19 protein-coding genes and 2 tRNA genes are annotated in these 19,983 nt (G+C 34.0%); 13 read left to right on the forward strand and 8 right to left on the reverse strand.

Annotation, left to right across the window (positions count from 1 at the left end):
* Positions 1 to 15: 15 nt before the first annotated feature.
* From CCPUN_RS04305 to CCPUN_RS04335, 7 genes are all read left to right on the forward strand, one after another.
* The gene (locus CCPUN_RS04305) at positions 16 to 1,326 is read left to right on the forward strand and encodes a bifunctional folylpolyglutamate synthase/dihydrofolate synthase (RefSeq protein WP_133282343.1); all 1,311 of its coding nucleotides are present in this window, start codon (positions 16 to 18) and stop codon (positions 1,324 to 1,326) included.
* Positions 1,327 to 1,573: 247 nt separating this feature from the next.
* Positions 1,574 to 2,020, forward strand: coding sequence for a fimbrial protein (locus CCPUN_RS04310; RefSeq protein WP_133282344.1), 447 nt, complete (start codon positions 1,574 to 1,576; stop codon positions 2,018 to 2,020).
* 22 nt (positions 2,021 to 2,042) lie between these two features.
* Positions 2,043 to 2,312: a hypothetical protein gene (locus CCPUN_RS04315; RefSeq protein WP_133282345.1), complete on the forward strand. Its 270-nt coding sequence runs from the start codon at positions 2,043 to 2,045 to the stop codon at positions 2,310 to 2,312.
* Positions 2,313 to 2,621: 309 nt separating this feature from the next.
* Positions 2,622 to 3,320 (forward strand): endonuclease III, encoded by a 699-nt coding sequence (gene nth / locus CCPUN_RS04320; protein ID WP_133282346.1) that lies wholly within the window; start codon positions 2,622 to 2,624, stop codon positions 3,318 to 3,320.
* A complete protein-coding gene (pyrH, locus tag CCPUN_RS04325) occupies positions 3,244 to 3,996 on the forward strand; it encodes a UMP kinase (protein WP_204594667.1) in 753 nt (250 codons plus the stop codon). Before nth ends, pyrH begins: the two co-directional genes overlap by 77 nt.
* 153 nt (positions 3,997 to 4,149) lie before the next feature.
* On the forward strand, positions 4,150 to 4,341 hold the full coding sequence (rpsU, locus tag CCPUN_RS04330) for a 30S ribosomal protein S21 (protein WP_133282347.1): 192 nt from the start codon (positions 4,150 to 4,152) through the stop codon (positions 4,339 to 4,341).
* Between the two features lie 170 nt (positions 4,342 to 4,511).
* Positions 4,512 to 5,417, forward strand: a complete 906-nt coding sequence (locus tag CCPUN_RS04335) for a tyrosine-type recombinase/integrase (protein WP_133282348.1) — start codon at positions 4,512 to 4,514, stop codon at positions 5,415 to 5,417.
* 97 nt (positions 5,418 to 5,514) lie between these two features.
* Here CCPUN_RS04335 and CCPUN_RS04340 read toward each other — a convergent pair whose 3' ends face one another.
* The 4 genes from CCPUN_RS04340 to gldB form a co-directional block, all read right to left on the reverse strand.
* Positions 5,515 to 6,537: a coiled-coil domain-containing protein gene (locus CCPUN_RS04340; RefSeq protein ID WP_133282349.1), complete on the reverse strand. Its 1,023-nt coding sequence runs from the start codon at positions 6,535 to 6,537 to the stop codon at positions 5,515 to 5,517.
* A gap of 148 nt (positions 6,538 to 6,685) precedes the next feature.
* Complete coding sequence (locus tag CCPUN_RS04345) at positions 6,686 to 6,928, reverse strand: hypothetical protein (RefSeq protein WP_133282350.1); 243 nt, start codon at positions 6,926 to 6,928, stop codon at positions 6,686 to 6,688.
* Positions 6,929 to 6,949: 21 nt separating this feature from the next.
* Positions 6,950 to 7,285 (reverse strand): AAA family ATPase, encoded by a 336-nt coding sequence (locus CCPUN_RS04350; protein WP_133282351.1) that lies wholly within the window; start codon positions 7,283 to 7,285, stop codon positions 6,950 to 6,952.
* A gap of 371 nt (positions 7,286 to 7,656) precedes the next feature.
* Complete coding sequence (gene gldB, locus CCPUN_RS04355; RefSeq protein WP_133282352.1) at positions 7,657 to 8,700, reverse strand: gliding motility lipoprotein GldB; 1,044 nt, start codon at positions 8,698 to 8,700, stop codon at positions 7,657 to 7,659.
* Between the two features lie 234 nt (positions 8,701 to 8,934).
* Here gldB and ruvB point away from each other — a divergent pair, with 234 nt between their 5' ends.
* The gene (gene ruvB, locus CCPUN_RS04360; protein WP_133282353.1) at positions 8,935 to 9,957 is read left to right on the forward strand and encodes a Holliday junction branch migration DNA helicase RuvB; all 1,023 of its coding nucleotides are present in this window, start codon (positions 8,935 to 8,937) and stop codon (positions 9,955 to 9,957) included.
* Positions 9,958 to 10,061: 104 nt separating this feature from the next.
* Positions 10,062 to 12,656: an ATP-dependent Clp protease ATP-binding subunit gene (locus CCPUN_RS04365; RefSeq protein WP_133282354.1), complete on the forward strand. Its 2,595-nt coding sequence runs from the start codon at positions 10,062 to 10,064 to the stop codon at positions 12,654 to 12,656.
* A 182-nt stretch (positions 12,657 to 12,838) separates the two neighbouring features.
* Here CCPUN_RS04365 and CCPUN_RS04370 read toward each other — a convergent pair.
* From CCPUN_RS04370 to rpsA, 3 genes are all read right to left on the reverse strand, one after another.
* A tRNA-Leu gene (locus CCPUN_RS04370) sits at positions 12,839 to 12,922 on the reverse strand.
* Positions 12,923 to 12,984: 62 nt separating this feature from the next.
* Positions 12,985 to 13,055 (reverse strand) — tRNA-Cys (locus CCPUN_RS04375).
* A 12-nt stretch (positions 13,056 to 13,067) separates the two neighbouring features.
* Complete coding sequence (gene rpsA / locus CCPUN_RS04380) at positions 13,068 to 14,930, reverse strand: 30S ribosomal protein S1 (protein ID WP_133282355.1); 1,863 nt, start codon at positions 14,928 to 14,930, stop codon at positions 13,068 to 13,070.
* Positions 14,931 to 15,472: 542 nt separating this feature from the next.
* On the opposite strand from rpsA, the gene murB reads away from it, so the two are divergent.
* On the forward strand, positions 15,473 to 16,507 hold the full coding sequence (gene murB / locus CCPUN_RS04385; protein WP_133282356.1) for a UDP-N-acetylmuramate dehydrogenase: 1,035 nt from the start codon (positions 15,473 to 15,475) through the stop codon (positions 16,505 to 16,507).
* 74 nt (positions 16,508 to 16,581) lie between these two features.
* Positions 16,582 to 17,427: a lysophospholipid acyltransferase family protein gene (locus CCPUN_RS04390; protein ID WP_133282357.1), complete on the forward strand. Its 846-nt coding sequence runs from the start codon at positions 16,582 to 16,584 to the stop codon at positions 17,425 to 17,427.
* 384 nt (positions 17,428 to 17,811) lie between these two features.
* Here the strand turns inward: CCPUN_RS04390 and CCPUN_RS04395 are convergent, their stop codons facing one another.
* Positions 17,812 to 18,378 carry a hypothetical protein gene (locus CCPUN_RS04395; RefSeq protein WP_133282358.1) on the reverse strand — a complete coding sequence of 189 codons (567 nt, stop codon included), beginning with the start codon at positions 18,376 to 18,378 and terminating at the stop codon, positions 17,812 to 17,814.
* 461 nt (positions 18,379 to 18,839) lie between these two features.
* Between CCPUN_RS04395 and CCPUN_RS04400 the strand changes: the two genes are divergently transcribed.
* The gene (locus tag CCPUN_RS04400) at positions 18,840 to 19,820 is read left to right on the forward strand and encodes an SH3 domain-containing protein (protein WP_133282359.1); all 981 of its coding nucleotides are present in this window, start codon (positions 18,840 to 18,842) and stop codon (positions 19,818 to 19,820) included.
* 77 nt (positions 19,821 to 19,897) lie between these two features.
* Positions 19,898 to 19,983, forward strand: an 86-nt coding sequence (locus CCPUN_RS04940; RefSeq protein ID WP_420888380.1) for a transposase-like zinc-binding domain-containing protein, incomplete at its 3' end; no start/stop codon positions are given.

The raw sequence follows: 19,983 nt of genomic DNA on the forward strand, positions 1-19,983 counted from the left end.
GCCTAATCAAGATTTATGGTACACATGCCTCATTGGCCTAAATTAGTTAATAGCAAGTCAACATTTTCTATCGATCGCATCAAAGGTTATTTAAGTAAATTAGGTCATCCTGAAAAAAGAATACCACCTATTATTCATATAGCTGGAACCAATGGCAAAGGATCAACACTATCATTTATAAGATATATAATGCAAACAGCAGGATATACAGTGCATACATATACTTCTCCACATTTAATCAATTTTAATGAGCGAATAGTTATTGCAGGTAGCTATATCGATGATCATGCACTATACAACTTATTGGAAGAATGTCGCACTGTAATTGCAGATCAGCCGATTACTTTGTTTGAAGCTGCAACGATGGCATCCTTTTTAGCTTTTTCCCGCCATAAAGCTGATGTCACTCTGGTTGAAGTAGGTATAGGTGGAAGATTAGATACAACAAATGTTATAGAGCATCCAATCTTAACCATAATTACTTCCATTGCACTTGATCATATGGAGTACCTTGGCCCTACTGTAGAAAGTATAGCATATGAAAAGGCTGGAATAATGAAACCTAATGTTCCCTGTATCATAGCACCACAAAAAAAAGCTATAATGAATGTACTAGAACACAACGCAATCAACAATAAAGCACCTTTATATAGAGGAGAAATCGAATGGAATTGCGAAAGAAAGAACCATAAAATGGTGTTTCAATCCGTTATGCAATCCACGGAATTTCCTTTACCATCTTTAAGGGGTGATCATCAAATAATTAATGCAGGAAATGCCATTGCAGCATGTAATATTTTGAGTAAAAAATATGGATTTAAGATCGAAAAAGAGGATATCACTTTAGGACTACAACAGACTTATTGGCCTGCACGACTAGAACTTATAGAAGAGGGTAATTTAATTGCTTTGCTACCAAAAGGGTGGAAGTTATTTTTAGATGGTGCACATAATAATGAAGGTGCTAGAATATTAGCTGAGTGGATAAAAGACCACTTTAATGAAGGTGTTTATATAATTTTTGGGATTACTGGCAATAAAAATATAGAAGAATTTTTGAGCCATTTAAAACCATATATCAGGCTATTATGTTCTATTGATATAAAAATTGAACATAAAGCAACCGATATGAGTTTAGTTAGATCAGGAGCAAACAATATAGGAATCAATGCCATTGAGTGTGTATCGATCAGCGACGCAATATTCAATCACATACTAAAAAAATCTGTCGAAAATGTTAAAACTATATTAATTTGTGGTTCGCTATACTTGGCCAGAGATTTTGCTATGGAGAATATGAAACGATATATTCCACATTTTAATTAGTCGGTTTTAAAGTATTCATATATCGGATTTTTTATAAACCGATATTCTACCAGATTACTCCTTTGTATTCTTGATATACTCCGAAACAACTAGTTATTTCTTTGTTTAATTGGATATTTTTTGTAAAATTGTAATGTATTGCCTACATGATTCTCAATTCTCAGGATATAGGTAAACACAATAAGTAGAAGATTCAACCATTACATCGTAATGTATATAAAACATATAACGTTATAAACATAATAAAATGAGTATTTTAAAAATAAAAAGTATTGGGTTACTAGCTGCTTCCGTTCTGTTCTCATCACAAGAAGCTATAGCAGAAGATCATTGGGGTGCTGGTATAAAAGCATCTGGATCCATTTCTTTTATGAAAGAATCAGCTAAAATGACTAAAGAGATTGAAGACGTCAAAAAGAGCGGTATTGATGTTTCAACTAACTATTTTAACCCTTGGTTTGGTGCAGGTATATATGCAGAGTACGCTTTTTTTAATGACCATATAGGAGTTGGTACAGAAATATTGTATAATAGATTTATTGGTTCCTTTAGTAGGAGTTCCAAACCTAATTCTGCTGTTGCTCCGAATATTTCTGATACAGATACAGGTACAGATACAATTAGAACAGATACTATTGCCTTCCCACTTACTTTTGGAGTGTATTGGACTTCTTTTATTCGTCCATCATTTTAAAGATGACTATTTTCTTGCTAGATTGTTCTTCGGTATATGTCCTGTCGTTTGTTTTGGAGATAAAGCAACTTCTGCAGATCCTGGTAAAATTCCTAAGATTAACAATGATATAAGACGTAGATTTGGCTTTATCGGTGGACATAGTTTTGAATTTCCTAATGGATTGTTGCTAGAGCTTAAGGGTTTACTCCCTTATAACCTTTACGATTCCGATGAAGAAGATAATCGTCCTTTCGTAACATCTTGCCACCTTTCACTCGGTTACAATTTTGCTAAGTTATTAGAAAATTAGGGCAATAATATATATTCCTGTAATAAGGTTTTAAAATTGTTGGCTATGCCGATCAGCTGGTATTGAGCTGTTTGGCATAGCCAACTTTTATTTTACCTAGTTCATTGATTCTTAAGCAAATAGAAGCATCCATCAAAACGTCCACGTTGAAGAAAAATGCGCAAAAAAATCTAGATAAGTTCAATCTATACTGTAAATCTCATTTGTAATATGGTAGTGTATGTATATCACATATATTTATTTGTTATATTAAGCATTGGTATATAAAACCCATGTATTTGTATTTTGATGGATATTTAGCATAACTGCATGTTTACAAATACAACAAAACGTTATCAAGCTTTTATTAAACATTTACGCAAAGAGCCAGCTCAACGTAAGACAGAGCTTGTTTACAATACACCTTTTCAATTGTTGGTAGCTGTTATATTGAGTGCACAGTGTACCGATAAAAGGGTAAATCTATGTACACCAGCACTATTTTCCCTATTCCCTACAGCATCTCTTTTGTCCAAAGCTTCCTTTGATGCAGTATTTGACTGTATCAAAAGTATCTCCTATCCTAGAAATAAAACTAATTTTTTAATAGAAACTGCTAAGCGTCTTGTAACCACATTTAATGAGACCATTCCCTCTTCTGTAGAAGCTTTACAAACCCTACCTGGAGTAGGACGTAAAACAGCACACGTGATTGCATCCATTTTGTATAATAAGCCTACTTTAGCCGTAGATACACATGTTTTTAGGGTAGCAAAACGCATTGGATTAGCTCCACAATCAGCCACCACACCACTCATGGTAGAGAAAGAACTGATGGCCCATCTTCCTATTAAGTATATACAAAGCGCAAACCAATGGATTTTGCTCCATGGGAGATATATTTGTATAGCAAGAAAGCCAAAATGTAATGCATGTCCTATAACAGATTTTTGTGACTATTTCCAAAACAACCCATATGCAGTACAAACGCGTATTACTAAAACTGAGTGGAGAACTGCTAAAGAGTAATAAATCAAAAAAAAATATTGACCACGCACAGCTTCAACATTATGCAGAAGAAATCATAAAGGCACATAAACTAGGAATAGGTATAACCATAGTAATAGGTGGTGGTAATATCCACAGAGGAAATAAAGATGTACTTCAGCTAAATCGCACAGAAAGTGATCATATTGGCATGTTAGCCACCATTATGAATGGGATTGCATTACGCAGTTACTTAGAAAATAATGGCGTTCCTACTATGCATATGTCCAGTATCGCTTGTGCCATGTGTGATGTATACAAGCAGCAAGAGGCTATAAAAGCACTAGAACATGGACATGTAGTGGTATTAACAGGTGGTTTGGGATTACCCTATTTTACAACAGATACAGCTGCAAGCTTGCGTGCAATAGAGCTAGGAGCAGAAGTTATGCTAAAAATGACCAATGTCGATGGTATCTATAGTGCAGATCCTAATATAGATCCCTATGCCGTAAAGTTTGATCACTTAACCTTTCAAGATGCTATAGACAAAAAACTAGCGGTGCTAGATCGGATGGCTTTTGTACTATGTCAAACATATAAGCTTCCTTTAATTGTCTTTGATGCAGCAATCCCTAATGCGTTATTGCGTATAATAAAAGGTGAACACATAGGCACTATAGTTAGTGACCATAAAGAGCCAAATATATATCCATAATTAGTAATAAATCATGTTTTTTTAGTAAATTTAGGATTGTATTTGCCCTAGTTTTAGATCTAGGCGAAATTTGTTATAAATAGGGTGAAGCAAAGGGTATGTAAATACCTTTTTATAGAAGAAATATAGTAAGTTCACAAATCCAAAAGGTTAATGATTTTTGTAGAAGTAAAAGAACAGGAAGGTCTTGATAGAGCCCTTAAAAGATTTAAGAAAAAAATAGAGCGTGTTCGTGTACTTAAACAGGCAAGAGCACGTATGCATTATGTTAAGCCGACAATGAGACGCAAAGCAGAGCGTGCAAGAGCCATTTACAGAAGCAAGATGCAAATGCGTGAGGTATAAAGCTGTTATGTATACCAGACCGCTTAAAAAGATAAGGCTCTGGTATCAGAATGGGCTTACAAAAAAAGCTATCCTTGCTAAGACACGTTAGGATTATGACCTTATAGGGGGGATATCTCAAGGTGATTATTTTAAGGCAAATCTATACGGTTTTATTTTAGCCAGCCTACATGGATGACCAATCGTCTTTAGCATTCTTTGAAGCATATTTAACTGCAGAAAAGAGAGCCAGTGCCCATACTATTTTAGCATATAAATTAGATCTTGAGCAACTTAGATCGTTTTTGGCTAGTCTAGTCATTCCCAAATCGTTTCAGGAAACGACCGCTCAAGAATTGCGCAGTTGGGTGATGTCTTTGGTGAAGCAACAGCTTAGTGCCCATTCTATTAATAGAAAATTAGTTGCTATACGTACTTTTTATGCTTTTTTACAGAAAAAAGCCTGGATAACTACCAATCCTACTGCTCAACTTAGAAGCTTAAAGACCCCTAAAAGGTTGCCTATTTTTTTTCAAAAAAGAGAACTACTCGATTTTTTGGAACAACATACCTTTGAAAGTACCTTTGCTGGCTTGCGGGATAGATTGGTTTTAGAGCTACTATATGGCACAGGTATGCGTTTGGCCGAGCTTTTAACACTCCGTACTCTAAATGTGAATCTTTCAGAAAGCATACTTAAAGTCATAGGCAAACATAATAAAGAACGTATTATCCCTTTTCCAAAAAGGCCCCTGAGTGAAATCATAGCATCCTATTTACTGCAAAAAGAGCAATTAGGGTATACGACTAAAATGCTAGTAGTAACAGACTGTGGGAAACCTTGTTATCCTATGTTTATATATCGCATAGTGAAAAAATACTTAGCACCAACCACGCGCGCTAGTAAACATAGCCCTCATATATTGCGTCATACTTTTGCTACACACTTATTGGATAACGGAGCTGATCTACAAGCTATTAAAGAACTTTTGGGTCATGCAAACTTGTCTGCTACACAAGTATATACCCATAATTCTTTAACCAAATTGAAAGAAATATTTAAAAAAACCCATCCTAGAGCTGAGGAAGAAATGTAGTATCTGGTCCCAAGGAGCATTATGTATATTTATACATTTACATAATCTCTTCACAAGCCTCCTCCCCTATTATATATTATTTGTTGTGTCATAAATATTAACTTTTTTCTTCCGTCTTACTTGTTCCAAAAGCCACAAAACGTTGGCCTGAAGTATCTAAAGCACGGCAAGCAATTGATTGTACCTGTTGCGTTGCGTTATCCGCTTTTTCAGTAAGCTCTTTTATGTATGTTTCTTGTTTCTTGATTTTGTCTTCAAGATAATTGATACTCTGCTCGTTTAGTTTTAATATTCCATCATATTCTTTTTGCTTCAATTGGCTATCAAACTCATGTTGTTGTACGAGTTGTGTACGTAACAATGCCTCGGCTTTTTCCACAGTCTCCTTTATTTTATTTGGTATTTCTTCTACTTGCGCTTTCAAAGAGGCGTATTCTTGCTCTTGCGCTACCAAATCAGCTTCTCGTTTTAGTAAACTATCTTTTAAATCAGATAATTCCTTTTCCATAAAAGCTCTTTTGTCGTTATATTCATCGGTTTCCTTACGACGCTTTAATTCCAAAGCATAGCTGTATTCTTCTTCTTCACGTTTTCTAGTTTTTACAAGCATATCCTTTTGTTCCTTATAATCTTGCTCAAGCATTGTACGTTGTTGTTGCCAATGCGCTTTCTCACTAGCCATTTCTTGTTGAAAACTTTGTTTTTCCTGCTGAATTTCTAGTTCAAAACGCTCTTTTTGTTCCGTTTGAGCTTGCAATAAAGCTGATAAAGTGTTTGCTGTTTCATTAATTTGATACAATTCCTGCAAATGTTTTTGTTCCAAAATAATAGCCTCACGCAAATTGGCTAGTTTTTGAAATTCGTCAAGCAATTGTTCTGATAAACCATCAATTTTCTTAATAGTATTTGATTTCAAAGTACTTAAGTCAGTTAATATATCATCAGATGAATTATTAATTGCTTTGTTTACTATTTGTTGTTTCTCTTCTTGTTTTTTATGTTCTTGCGGACTCTCAACCTGTTTTTCAGTCAGTTTTGTTAGAACTTCATGATAAGCTGCCAAGATTTGATCTTTCGTACTTTTAGCAGACACCTCTAGCATATTATTTTTTTTTATCATTTTCTTAAAACCATTTTTATAATTTCTACTAATTAACTAATTTTTATTGAGTTATCCATGAGTTCACAGAACCATACGAATAGAATACCTCATAGGGCCCCTCTTGGAATAGGGTAATACGATCTATATTATACTACTTTGAGCATCTTTAGCCCTGCTTACTATCCCTTGGTTGTGTTTTGTATATTTCTTTAGTTATCTTTTCAGATAATTCTGCTTGCACATTCAAATTTTTCTTTATTCCATTTTCTTGTGCTTTATTAACAAGATATTTTTCGAAATGGGCATGTTTTGAATCAATGCCATAAAATTTAGCAGTGCGATACATGGTCTTTTTAATATCCTTTTCTAATCTTTCAGATGTTTTATTATTTAGTTTAGAAAAATCCAATCTAATTACCGGATATTTTTTCTAGGCATATTGTATTATATTGCCATTTTCATCTTCAAACTCCCCATTAGAGATAAAACAGTCTTTAAATAGTTCTTTATTTATTGCTCCTTCGGCAATTGCAGCTATGGTATTTACAAACAGTGATTTACCAAATCTGCGGGGGCGAACAAGAAAGGAAGGTTTCCCTTCTAATAAAAGTTTACCAACAAGTTTTGTTTTATCTGCATAGTAACCAGAATGTATAACACTGGCTATATCTGTATCTCCAATAGGCAAACGACTCAAATGTGTTCTTTTTATAGAGGCTGGTTCTAAATGTGTTCCAGCTCTTTTTTGTTCTACATCTTGATACATGTTATACTTATTCGTTTTACACGAAAATAAAGATAGCATAAGACACAGTAATAATATGCAATTTTTTTTATTTTTTTGAATAAACATTTTTTCTATTAATGAATCGTTATTGCTCGATGTGTCTTATGAGAGCTATGTAGGCTGTAATATCTTAAGAAGACTACATGAATGGATGTGCTATCGGAGCATATCATCCCTATAAGACAGATCATGCTAAAAATTTTTAGTCATTACAAATATAGAAACTATCCGTTAACACCGTCAACACTAAGCTACTTCCTTTGCAATTTTAGATATTTTTTTCTAGTCCATCAAAAATGGGTATCATTTTTTGAAAAAAGTTAAGAATTCAAAGATAGTGTTATCATTTATTACTCATCCTTAGGCCTATAACTAGAATTATGAAATAATTTTTGGTTATCTGTGCAGGACATTAAGCCATTTATAGTTTCTATTTTTTTATTTCGTTTCATATATTCTTTTACAATTTCCCAACCCAACCACTTACCAATACTACCTGGACAGTTTGAACTAATTTCTCCTGTAAATGGCCTAGGATATATATACTGTTTTTTTATTACGTGATTCGTATTGAAAAATAGTTCATTTTCAATAAAGTGCTCCCATACAACGGTTTTATATCTATTTAAATCTTTTAATTGATCGGACGTGTAACCCAATATGACATGTTCTGGTAGATCCGGAAGTATGTCCTTAATAAGAAAAAAATTTTTCCCATAGTAGAGCATTTCTGCTAAAAGTGTTTTGTCATTCTTATTTACAGCATTAAACTGCTGTATATAAAGCAACATAATTTTGCACACTATAGAATCAGTATTATATGTATCTGCACTATATTTAGGTATGTTATGAAGTGAAAATTTTGGATTCTTACCCAAGAAACAGTCAAGGCCAATGACAATTAAATTTTTACTTACATAGAGATCTTGTTGCATTCCAGTTATTATTGTATATATTGGGGGGACTTTTATATTTGGATAGTATCTTATTAATTTGGAAAAAGCTAATAATAAATCATTCTTAATATGAGAAAGATCATCAAACTGCTGTTTACTTTCTTCATATATTTCTAATGCTATTGGATCCTTACACATTGAAAATAGTGCTTTGGAGATCTCTTGATAGGCGCCTTGATCTGTATACTGTATGTTCAAAAACTCTCGGCTAAACAACATGTGTTGCATTAACAGACTAATGATTTGCTCTTCGTTTTTAGCAGCAAAAAGCTGTTGTTCTAATCGTTCTATAACACAACTATTTTCTATATCATTTACATATGTGGTAGTATGTGTTAACGGTGTACGAGTAGAAACAAAAAAAAGTGAATATATAACTATTATACTTCCAAATAAAGGAATTATATGCCTTTTCCATTTTTTTATATATCTAGCCATAATAATGTTTATTTAACATACTTATTCTAAGAAAAAATTATAGACATTACAAAGCATTGCATAAAAAATTTGGTAATAGTTAAAATTATATGTTATTACTGTAAAAAAAGTGTAATGTTTATGGAATATTGCAGTAAATTTAGAAAATCATGTCTATGAGTTGTATCTTAAATGGTCTGGTGTCAAATCAAATTTTGACTTTAAACATTCTCTAGTCTCAGCAAGAATAAAAACATGGGAAAGAATCATCCAAATAGTTCATTTAGTGAACTAAAAAGTCCAGAAGAGCAGTTTGATAAGGCATTGCGTCCAGTGAAGTTTATGGATTTTTGTGGGCAGGAAAAATTGGTGGATAATATCAAGATATTTGTAGCAGCTGCTCAAAAAAGAAAAGAAGCCCTCGATCATGTATTGTTGCATGGTCCTCCTGGTCTAGGAAAAACCACATTAGCTTATATCATTGCTCATGAATTACATACAAATATTAAAGTTACCTCTGGACCTGTATTGGATAAACCTGGTGATTTAGCAGGTCTGTTAACCAGCTTAGAGCCTTATAACATACTTTTTATAGATGAAATACACCGTCTAAATCCTATCGTAGAGGAATATCTTTATACAGCTATGGAAGATTTTAAAATAGATATTATGCTAGATGCTGGACCTAATGCACGTAGTATACAATTGGCACTGAATCCTTTTACATTGATTGGTGCTACTACACGTTCAGGATTACTTACTGCACCATTGCGTGCTCGTTTTGGCATTAATGCTCGATTAGATTATTACAATGCAGCATTACTGACTAAAATAGTACAAAGAGCCAGTACCATATTTGATACGCCAATTGACGACGCAGCTGCTTATGAGATTGCAAGACGTAGTAGGGGTACACCTCGTATTGCAAATAACTTGCTTAAACGAACAAGAGATTTTGCTCAAGTTAAAGGAGACGGAACCATTACCAAAGATATTGTTACACTGAGCTTAACCGCTTTAAATGTAGATGAGCATGGCCTTGATGAAATGGACAAACGTATTCTTACAACTATTATAGAAAAATTTAAAGGAGGTCCTGTAGGTCTTACAACGATTGCAACAGCTTGTTCCGAAGAAGCAGAAACCATAGAGGAAGTATATGAGCCATTCCTTATTCAAGAGGGCTATATCAAACGTACGCCACGTGGAAGGGTTGCAACAGAAGCCTCTTATAAACATTTAGGGGTTCCATATACCATTGATTTATTTACTAAATAATCATTATTCATTTAGATAAATGGTTAAAGTATTTCCTTTTTTATTAAAAAATATTAGATTTGTCCGGTTAAAACGTAACACATTTAATAATAAATGCTATTGCTATGGATTTTGGAAAATATACTATTAAGGCACAAGAAGCTATTCAACAAGCCATACAAGTTGCACAAGAAAGTCAACAGCTTTCCATTGAAAATGGTCACTTGCTCAAAGCTATATTAGACAATAATGAGACACATGTTTCATTTATTATCGAGCAACTGCAAATTCCTTTAACACGTTTAGAGCAGGATTTAGAAAAACTTATTCAAACCTATCCCAAAGCATCTGGACAACAGCCCTATTTTTCTTCTGGTATACATACCACATTGTATGAAGCAGAACGCTTTCAAAAAAAATTAGGTGATGATTTTATTGCTGTAGATCATTTGCTCTTAGGTCTTTGTATAGGAAAAGATAAGGCAGCAGAGTTGATGCAGAAATATGGCATCAAAGAGCAACCTTTGTTACAAACGCTTCAAAAATTACGAGGAAGCCACAAAGTATCTGATGCTAGTGCGGAGTCTACCTATAGATCTCTAGAACGTTATGCTAAAAACTTGAATAAATTAGTAAAAGAGGGAAAAGTAGATCCTGTTATTGGTCGTGATGAAGAATCTCGTAGAACCTTGCAAATTATTTCACGCAGAACTAAAAATAACCCTTTACTTATTGGGGAGCCTGGTGTAGGCAAAACAGCAATAGTAGAAGGATTAGCCCAAAGAATTGTAGCCGGGGATGTTCCAGAAAGTATTAAATCTAAAACCGTTTTTGCATTAGATTTAGGGCTTCTTATTGCTGGTGCTAAGTATAAAGGAGAATTCGAAGAACGACTCAAGGCAGTGATCAAAGAAGTAATAGACTCTAATGGTGAGTTTATTCTATTTATTGATGAAATACATACCCTAATCGGTGCAGGTGCTTCTGGAGAAGGGGCTATGGATGCTGCCAATCTACTTAAACCGGCTCTGGCGCGTGGAGAATTACATGCTATTGGAGCTACTACGCTAAAGGAGTATCAGAGATATATAGAAAAAGATAAGGCATTGGAGAGGAGATTCCAGGTTGTAACTATTGATGAACCAACCCAAGAGGATGCCATTTCTATTTTGCGTGGTATCAAAGAAAAGTATGAGCTCCATCACGGCGTACGTATTAAAGACAGTGCAGTTATTGCAGCGGTTCAGCTTTCTAGTCGTTATCTCCCAGAACGTTTTTTGCCTGATAAGGCAATTGACTTAATGGATGAGGCTGCTGCTAAACAAAGAATTGTGCTGGATGCCATTCCCGTTGATTTAGATCAATTACAACGTAAAATTACTCAGCTAGAGATTGAAAGGGAAGCTATTCGTAGAGATAAAGATGAAACAAAACTTGCAGAGCTATCTAAAATGCTTGCTGATCTTAATGAAAAAAAGAATGCATTAAAGGCAAAATGGGAGCATGATAGATCCATTGTTCAGGGAATAGGTATACAAAAGAAATATATTGAACAATTACGTCTAGATGCTGAGCAAGCTGAACGTAATTTTGATTATGGTAAAGTTGCAGAAATCCGATATGGAAGGCTTTCAGAAGCAGAAAAAAAACTCAAAGAACTGCAATTACAAGTAGAAAATCTTCGAGATTCTAGTCCTTTATTTAAAGAAGAAGTTAACGAAGAAGATATTGCTACAATTGTAGCCAGCTGGACAGGTATACCTGTTTCTAAAATGCTCCAAAACGAACGAGAAAAACTATTGCATTTAGAAGATTTCCTTTCCCAACGTGTAGCAGGACAAGAAGAAGCTATTAAAGCCATTGCGGATGCTGTTCGCAGAAGTCGTGCTGAATTACAAGACCCCCGTAAACCTATTGGTTCTTTTATTTTTTTAGGTACTACTGGAGTTGGTAAAACAGAGTTAGCCAAAGTATTGGCTCAATTTCTATTTAATGATGAACATGCTTTGATTCGAATAGACATGTCTGAATATCAGGAAAAACACGCTGTTAGTAGACTTGTCGGTGCACCTCCTGGCTATGTGGGGTACGAGGAAGGTGGACAACTAACAGAGGCTGTTCGTAGAAAACCTTATTCAGTTGTATTATTAGATGAAATAGAAAAAGCCCATTCAGATGTATTTAATATCTTGTTGCAAGTGTTAGATGATGGTAGACTAACAGACAATAAAGGTAGAACAGCAAGTTTTAAGAATACGATTATTATCATGACGAGTAATGCTGGTGCACATCTTATTCAAAGCAGGTTTGCTCATGTTGCAGAGATTCCTACGGATGCTCTACTCGAAAAAACAAAGCAAGACGTTCTGCAAGTGCTACAGAGTAAAATGAGTCCAGAGTTTTTAAATCGGGTAGATGAAATTGTTATGTTTAATCCTCTTTCCAAGAAAGTGATTAAAGAAATTGTTTGTATTCAGATACGAAAACTTACGGAAGATTTACAAACAAATCATATTAATATAACTATAAATGATACGCTTGTAGATCATTTAGCCGAGGAGGGATATAGTTTGCAATTTGGGGCAAGGCCACTTAAACGATTGCTACAACGCACTATACTTAATGAGTTGTCTAAGGAGTTATTATCTGAGCATATTACTAAAGATAGGTCTATTTTAATTGATTATAAGGATGGCATGGTGATATTTGCTAATACTTAAGTTGATTTTTGAGTGTATCAAGAACACAAAGAATTAATTTGCGCGTGATGTTATGTGAGGCATGGTGGCAGGCTCATAGGGATTATAATGAACAAATAAACAATATCCCTATTATATTAGAGATGGCTATATAGATACAAAGAAACAATACAGGTTAAATGAATTGTGCTATATAAAATAAGTACCTGGAGCCGGGATCGAACCGGCACGATATCACTATCATTGGTTTTTGAGACCAACGCGTCTACCAATTCCGCCACCCAGGCAAATATAAAACCAAGAATTCACATTAAAGCAGAATTTAATATGTATCTTAATGGTTTTTTAGAGGTCACGAGTGGATTCGAACCACCGTACGAGGTTTTGCAGACCTCTGCCTAGCCGCTCGGCCACGTGACCTACAAGAACTATTTAATCAGTTTCTTCTTCCTTCGTTTTTTGCTGTATTTCTATTTTTTCTTTTAAATCAGCAAAAGCTTCAAATCCTCCAGAAACTGGCTTTGGTACATTGTTAGCACCAGACGCAAATGTAGATTTTTTTACAGTTTTAGTTGTCCCTCTAGTGGTAACCTGTGTGCGTTCTGTTTTTACATCTCCCGTTATACTTTCTTTTCCTTTATTAGTATCTATCTCTGGGTTAAAACTGGCTTGATGAGATACAATTATTTTTTTATCTGCCTTAGCGACTTTCATGATTTGAAGCTCTAATTCTTCTCCAATTACTGGTTCTGTACCATCTGCTTTTATAAAATGCTGCTGTGGAATTTGAGCTTCCATTCCATGAGCTAGCTCGACAAAAGCACCACGACCTGGAACCTTTTTGATAACAGTTCCTTTATGAGTTGTTCCTACTTGGAAAACTTCCTCACAAATGTCCCATGGATTTTCTTCTAGTTGTTTTAGTCCTAAAGAAAGGCGTCTATTTTCTCGTTCAATTTCTAATACTATTGTTTCTAACCTCTCACCCAGTTTTAGAACATCAGACGGATGGGCAATTCTTTTTGTCCATGAAAGCCCAGAAACATGCAGCAATCCTTCAACACCTGGTTCTAGCTCTATAAATGCGCCAAAATGGGTTAAATTTCGAATGATTCCTTCATGCTTAGTACCTATAGCATAGGTGGATAAGAAGGTGTCACGCTCCCATGGATCTCCAGTTAGCTGCTTAATGCCGAGAGATATTTTGTGATTATCACGGTCTAATAACAGTACAGAAGCTTCTACTTCATCTCCTGTTTTATACCGCTCACTTAGGTCATATGCGTATTGTGACCATGAAATTTCAGAAATATGTACAAGGCCCTCAATACCAGGCATAATTTCTAAGAAAATGCCATAGTCAGCAATATTTGTCACCTTACCTTTAACAGTAGATCCTACTTGGAATGATTCTGGTAGTGTATCCCATGGATGTGTTTCCAGTTGCTTCATACCTAAAGAAATCCGTTTTTTGTCTTCATTGAGTCCAATGACAACTACACGAACCTTTTGGCCAATAGTAAATATATCTTCTGGATGGCTAACTCTACTCCAAGAAATATCTGTGATATGTAGCAATCCATCTATATCCCCTCCTAAACTAATAAAAGCACCGAATTTCGTCATATTTTTGACATAGCCTTCTAGAATTTGACCTTTTTCAAGGCTATTCATAATCTCAAGTCTTTGTCCTTCAAGTTTTTTCTCAATTAATGCTTTATGAGAGACAACTACGTTATCATTTGCATGATTTATTTTGATAACGGCAACGTCAATCATTTTATCTACGAAAATGTCAAAGTCTAAAACAGGTTTAATATCAATTTGTGAACCAGGTAGGAACGTTTCAATATCACAAACCTCTACAATTAAACCACCTTTCGTTCTACGTCTAACAAGACCTTCTAAGACCTCTCCATGTTCTAAAGCATGTTGTATTTTTTCCCATCCCCTTACTAGCTTAGCCTTTTTACGAGATAGAACTAGTTGCCCTTTAGTATCTTCTGTGTCCTCAATATATACTTCTATTGCATCACCTGCTTTTAAATCAGGGAGATCCCTAAATTCGGAAGCAGAAATTAAACCATCAGATTTATAGCCAATACTAACGATGACATCTCTTGGGGTTACACTAATTACAGAGCCTTCTACGATTTCATATCGGTTAATATCTTGTAATGTGGCTCTATATATTTCTTCCAGTTCTTGCCTCTCTTGATCTGTGTACGTACCGGCTAATTGGTTTCCGGAATTATTATATTGATCCCAGTTAAAAACTTTTTCTGTTTCACTCATAGGGTGAGATATTGATTTTTACATTTTACGTAAAAGCAGCTAAAATTTGAAGCAGATTCCTATTTCAAAGCTACCTTGCCGTGGTTTGTTTAAAGATTAAAAAAATACAACTTCAACTTTAATAAACAATTTGTAAACGAAAGTTATACAGACGAGTCCATTTTTTACCTGCCAGTGAACAACCATCAATGATTCAGTATTCCCTTTGGTTTTTTTGCAACGCAATAAAATATACCAAAACACTGAAAATCAAATGATTTAATTTAAGTTGCTACAATTTCATGTTTACTATAACGTAATAAATTTACAGAAAACATTTAGCTGCCTTATTTCTTCTTATTTGATTAAATTAATCATTAATTTCGTTAATGGCTTAATCAACTAACATATAGTGTAGTACACTATAACAAAGGACTCTGTTTGTTGGTGCAATATACGAAAATATAATTTTACTATTAAGCTCTTTATAGTAAAAAATGTGAGCTTCATTTACTTCTTTTGTTAAGAAAAGATTAAAAATTCTTATTGTAGAGAACATTTTCATGCATATTATTAAAGACTATTCTTTACAAAAACTTAATAGTTTAGGTGTAGCATCCTTAGCAAGCCATTATATTTCATTGAATACATTTGGAGAAATAGCGCATTTGTGTAAAGTCTTGGATTTGCCTAAAACACATTTCTATATTTTAGGTGGAGGAACAAATACATTATTTACCGGGAATTTTCCTGGTTATATTATTCAGGTAAAATTAACAGGTATTGAAGTATTAAAAGAAACAATACATGGTATACTGGTAAAGGCAGCTGCAGGTGTAAATTGGCATGATTTGGTTCTATTTTGTGTAAATAGGGGTTATGGTGGTATAGAAAATTTGTCACTGATTCCAGGAACAGTAGGAGGAGCACCATTACAAAATATAGGAGCTTATGGTGTAGAACTGAAAGATATCATTTATACAGTTGAAGCCATTGAATTAGCTACTGGAAAAAAAAGGTTTTTTTCTCCATATGATTGTGAATTTGGTTATAGAACCAGTGCTTTTAAAACAAAATTTTATAATCAGTATTTGATCACAGGAATTGTTGTAAAGTTACACAGGGAGAAGAGGTTTTCCCTAGAGTATATGGATATCCTAGAAACATTGGAAACAATGGGGGTAGATAAGCCCTCATTTAAATCGATCAGTGATGCAATTATTATGATTAGAAAAAGGAAATTACCTGATCCTGCTGTTTTAGGTAATGCGGGTAGTTTTTTTAAAAATCCATTAATTTCTATAGAACAATATAATCTACTCAAGAAAAAATATCCAAAAATAGTTTCGTTTAGAACGGATAACGAGCTTATTAAAAAAATTTCAGCTGCTTGGCTTATAGAAGAGGCTGGATTTAAAGGTTATCGGAAAGGTAATGTAGGCGTTCATAAGTCACATGCCCTTATACTGGTTAACTATGGAGAAGCTACTGGTAAAGAAATTGTCAATTTAGCAAATCTTATCAAAGATAAAGTAGCCAATATGTTTAATATAGTTTTAGTGTCAGAGGTGAATATTATAAATGAGGTAGTTGCCTAGGTTAACTGAAGCCTCTTGCAATATAATTTTGACTTATAGTATCATATAATTTAAACCACGACTAGGTTACGAACATGCATTTTTCATGGATTGTATTTTACCTACTCTCTTTATTACCAATGAGGGTATTATATTTTTTTTCAGACATCTGCTTTATGATTTTATACCATATAGTAGCTTATAGAAAGAAAATAGTCGAGCAAAATCTAAGTAATACTTTTACAACAAAGACTATTCCAGAACGAATCCAAATAGCAAAGGATTTTTATAGTCATTTATGTGATCTACTCTTTGAGCACATCAAAGCTTTAACCATCTCACCTAATGCGTTACTTCAGCATGTTTCTGTTCAACATACAGAGAGCATGGAATCATTTTACAAACAAGGAAAATCCATTATACTTGTTTCTGGACACTTTGGAAATTGGGAATGGATAGCCAACGCACTTGCATTACAAACATCATATATTATATATTCTGTTTATCAAGAATTAAAAAATAAATCGATAGATAGATTAGTAATAAACCTGAGAACACGGTTCAAACGAAAGGTCATTAAAAATACTTCTCTAATCAGGCATTTTGCTATGGACAAAGAAACCCCTCAGGCCATAGCTATGTTAATAGACCAAGCTCCAGAGTATAAAAAAAACAACCACTGGACTACCTTTTTATCTCAGCCTACAGCTATCATGCTAACTGCAGCAAAATTAGCAAAAAAATACAACCAACCTATTTTTTATGTTAGCATACATAAAATAGCAAGGGGAGTATACCAAGCTACTCCTGTACTTCTTGTGGAAGACCCAAATAGCTTCTCTACCGAAGAAATTGCAGAGCTATATACTAGAAAACTGGAAGAAGATATTCTAAATAACCCTGAATTATGGCTTTGGTCTCATAGAAGGTGGAAAAAATAATGGAAAATATCTGTAAAACGCACATTCTGCACTAAAAAATGGAATTTTTATAGTGAGTAGAGCGACAGCCTCCTTGCGTTGGCTACCACCCCCTTGTTAGAGCCTATCGTGGCGCACGAAAGACTCAATGTAATTTTTATGCTATTCGACAAAACTAGCTGAATTAGAATTAAATGTTGTAATGGAGGGATTTTGTACTGATAATTGGTCTTTTTTTAGAAAAACTTTTAGTAATTGTTGTCACAAAATAGGCAAGCAATTTACAAAAATGATCGAGGAGAAAAAAATGTTTATTTCCTCATACAATGAGCCTTTTAAATCGCCTAAAGCTGTTCCCGGGCGATTTAGTACTTTAATCGTATTGAAACGATTAAAGTACTCTTACTATTTCCAAATTACTTTAAGGGGTTCACCTATAGTTTTATCTTCTTTGTCTGTAATAGAAATGATATATTCCACTTCTGAGCTTAAAGGTTCTATCTCATATGTTTTCCCTTCTTTAATTTGATTTAAAACAGTTTTTCCATTGACCTTGAAAATTAAATCTTCGGTAATACCTTCACCAGCTGATATGAAACCGCTACGTATTGTACAAGTTCCTACTGTTTTGCGGATAGCTAATCTATATTTAAGGTATTCACTTTCCTGTTCTGAAGTACAAGGAGTTTTAATAGTAAATGACTTTTCATTTCCAGACAAATTAAGTGTATTCTCAGATTCATGACCCAGAAAAAACAAAAAATTTCCTTTAGACTGTGCTATGTTATTACTATTTCCTGAGGTACTATTATTTTTTGTATTACCACTAGACTGTGCTATGTTATTGCCACTTCCTGAGGTACTATTATTTTCTGTATTACCTGAATTACCACTACAAGCACATATATTTAAAATTGATCCTAAAGCTAAAGCGCTTACCATGTGTGTAGCTATATTTTTATTATTTCTCATAAATAATTTTAATTTTAACATAAACTTGCATCTAATTATTCCCCATGCTAAAAAAGCATATAATCTTAAATATTATAATTCTATTAAAGATAAATACTAAGGATAAAGAAACGTGATTGATTCTTTCCTATTTTCTAATAAAAAAGGTTTGATTTTTCTTAAAGAAATATATTATGAAACAGTCGCCTCAATTCCTTACACATGCAAATGTAGCAAAAAATGTTTTAATGCTAACATTTTGCACAAAAATTTTTAGATTTTTTTTTATTTTTTCGTATATAAAAAAATTAACAAATTCCATTTTTGGTGCAGAATGTATGATAAAATACACATTATGAAATAAAAATATATTTTTTATGTAATCCTTGATTAATCTAAACCTTTTTTTATTAAAAATCCATATCGAATACTAGTGAATATTCCTTAATATTATCAACAGTAGTCACTAAAACAAAGATTTTATGCAAACGCCAATTTCTTTTTCCTCTCCATTTCGGCATTTCCCAATAGAAGGCTATAGTCAAGTAACAAGTCATTGGATTGATCCTAATCAGCAAGGATATGACCAGCCTATGATGGATGCAGCAATACAGAAACGTTACCTGGAAAAGTTATGGCAACGTCTTTATGGTAGTTCGTCTCCTTGGGATAAAGATTACGTTGAAAGCATATTTCAAGAAGATATTGGATCTTGCCAAGAAAATGCACTATTAAGATTCAGCAACCATGATCAATCTGGAGAAGATAAGTGGTATGGAATGAATTTTAGACCTTATACGAGCACATGGATAAAAGATATAAGGGCAAATATCCCCCTACACGAACTTAAAAAACCAATCTTCCATGCAGTCCACAGAGCTATTACGATACAAAATCTTGCTGTTAGAATATTGCCTTCACAAGACATTTGCCTTCGTAGTATCATACCAGGATATGGATATCCCTTTGACCGCTTACAGGCTTCAGCAGTTTTCATAGGCACACCTATTTATAGAATAGCACAAACTAAGGATAAAATATGGTCGCTTATTATCATGCCGGATTTTATAGCTTGGGTTCCAAGCAGTGGGTTAGCTTATACAGATGATGCTTTTATCCAGAAATGGCAAGAAGCTGCACAAGATCAGCTTGCTGCGATTATACAAACTCAGACGCCTTTAGTAGATACAAAAGGAAGATGTATAACACAAGCTTATGTAGGATCTGTTTTTCCAGTATCTACACATAAACATGATACAGTAGGTAGACTGATCTTAAGTGTTCCTATTGCTAACGAAGAAGGGAAAGCTTCTTCAGTTGATGTAGCGGTTTCTTCAACACAAGCTACCTATATTCCAATGCAAACGTCACGCAAGAATTTTGCAAGGCTAATTGAAACGTTGAAAGAAAGGGATTTTGGTTGGTGTGGTACAACCTTTTATGGTGGTGGTACAAATATATGATGGGATAAAAGACTGACATTGAGGATTTTCCACTATATTTGATAAAAAACGGCTAATTTTTCTCAAAGCAATATATCATGGAAAAGTGTCCTCAATGTCTGACTGACTTAAATGTAGTAAAAAATGGCCTTAATAAAGACCAAAAACAAAACTATTTATGCAA

It is taken from the genome of Cardinium endosymbiont of Culicoides punctatus (assembly GCF_004354815.1).
In the GTDB taxonomy this organism is placed as follows: domain Bacteria; phylum Bacteroidota; class Bacteroidia; order Cytophagales; family Amoebophilaceae; genus Cardinium.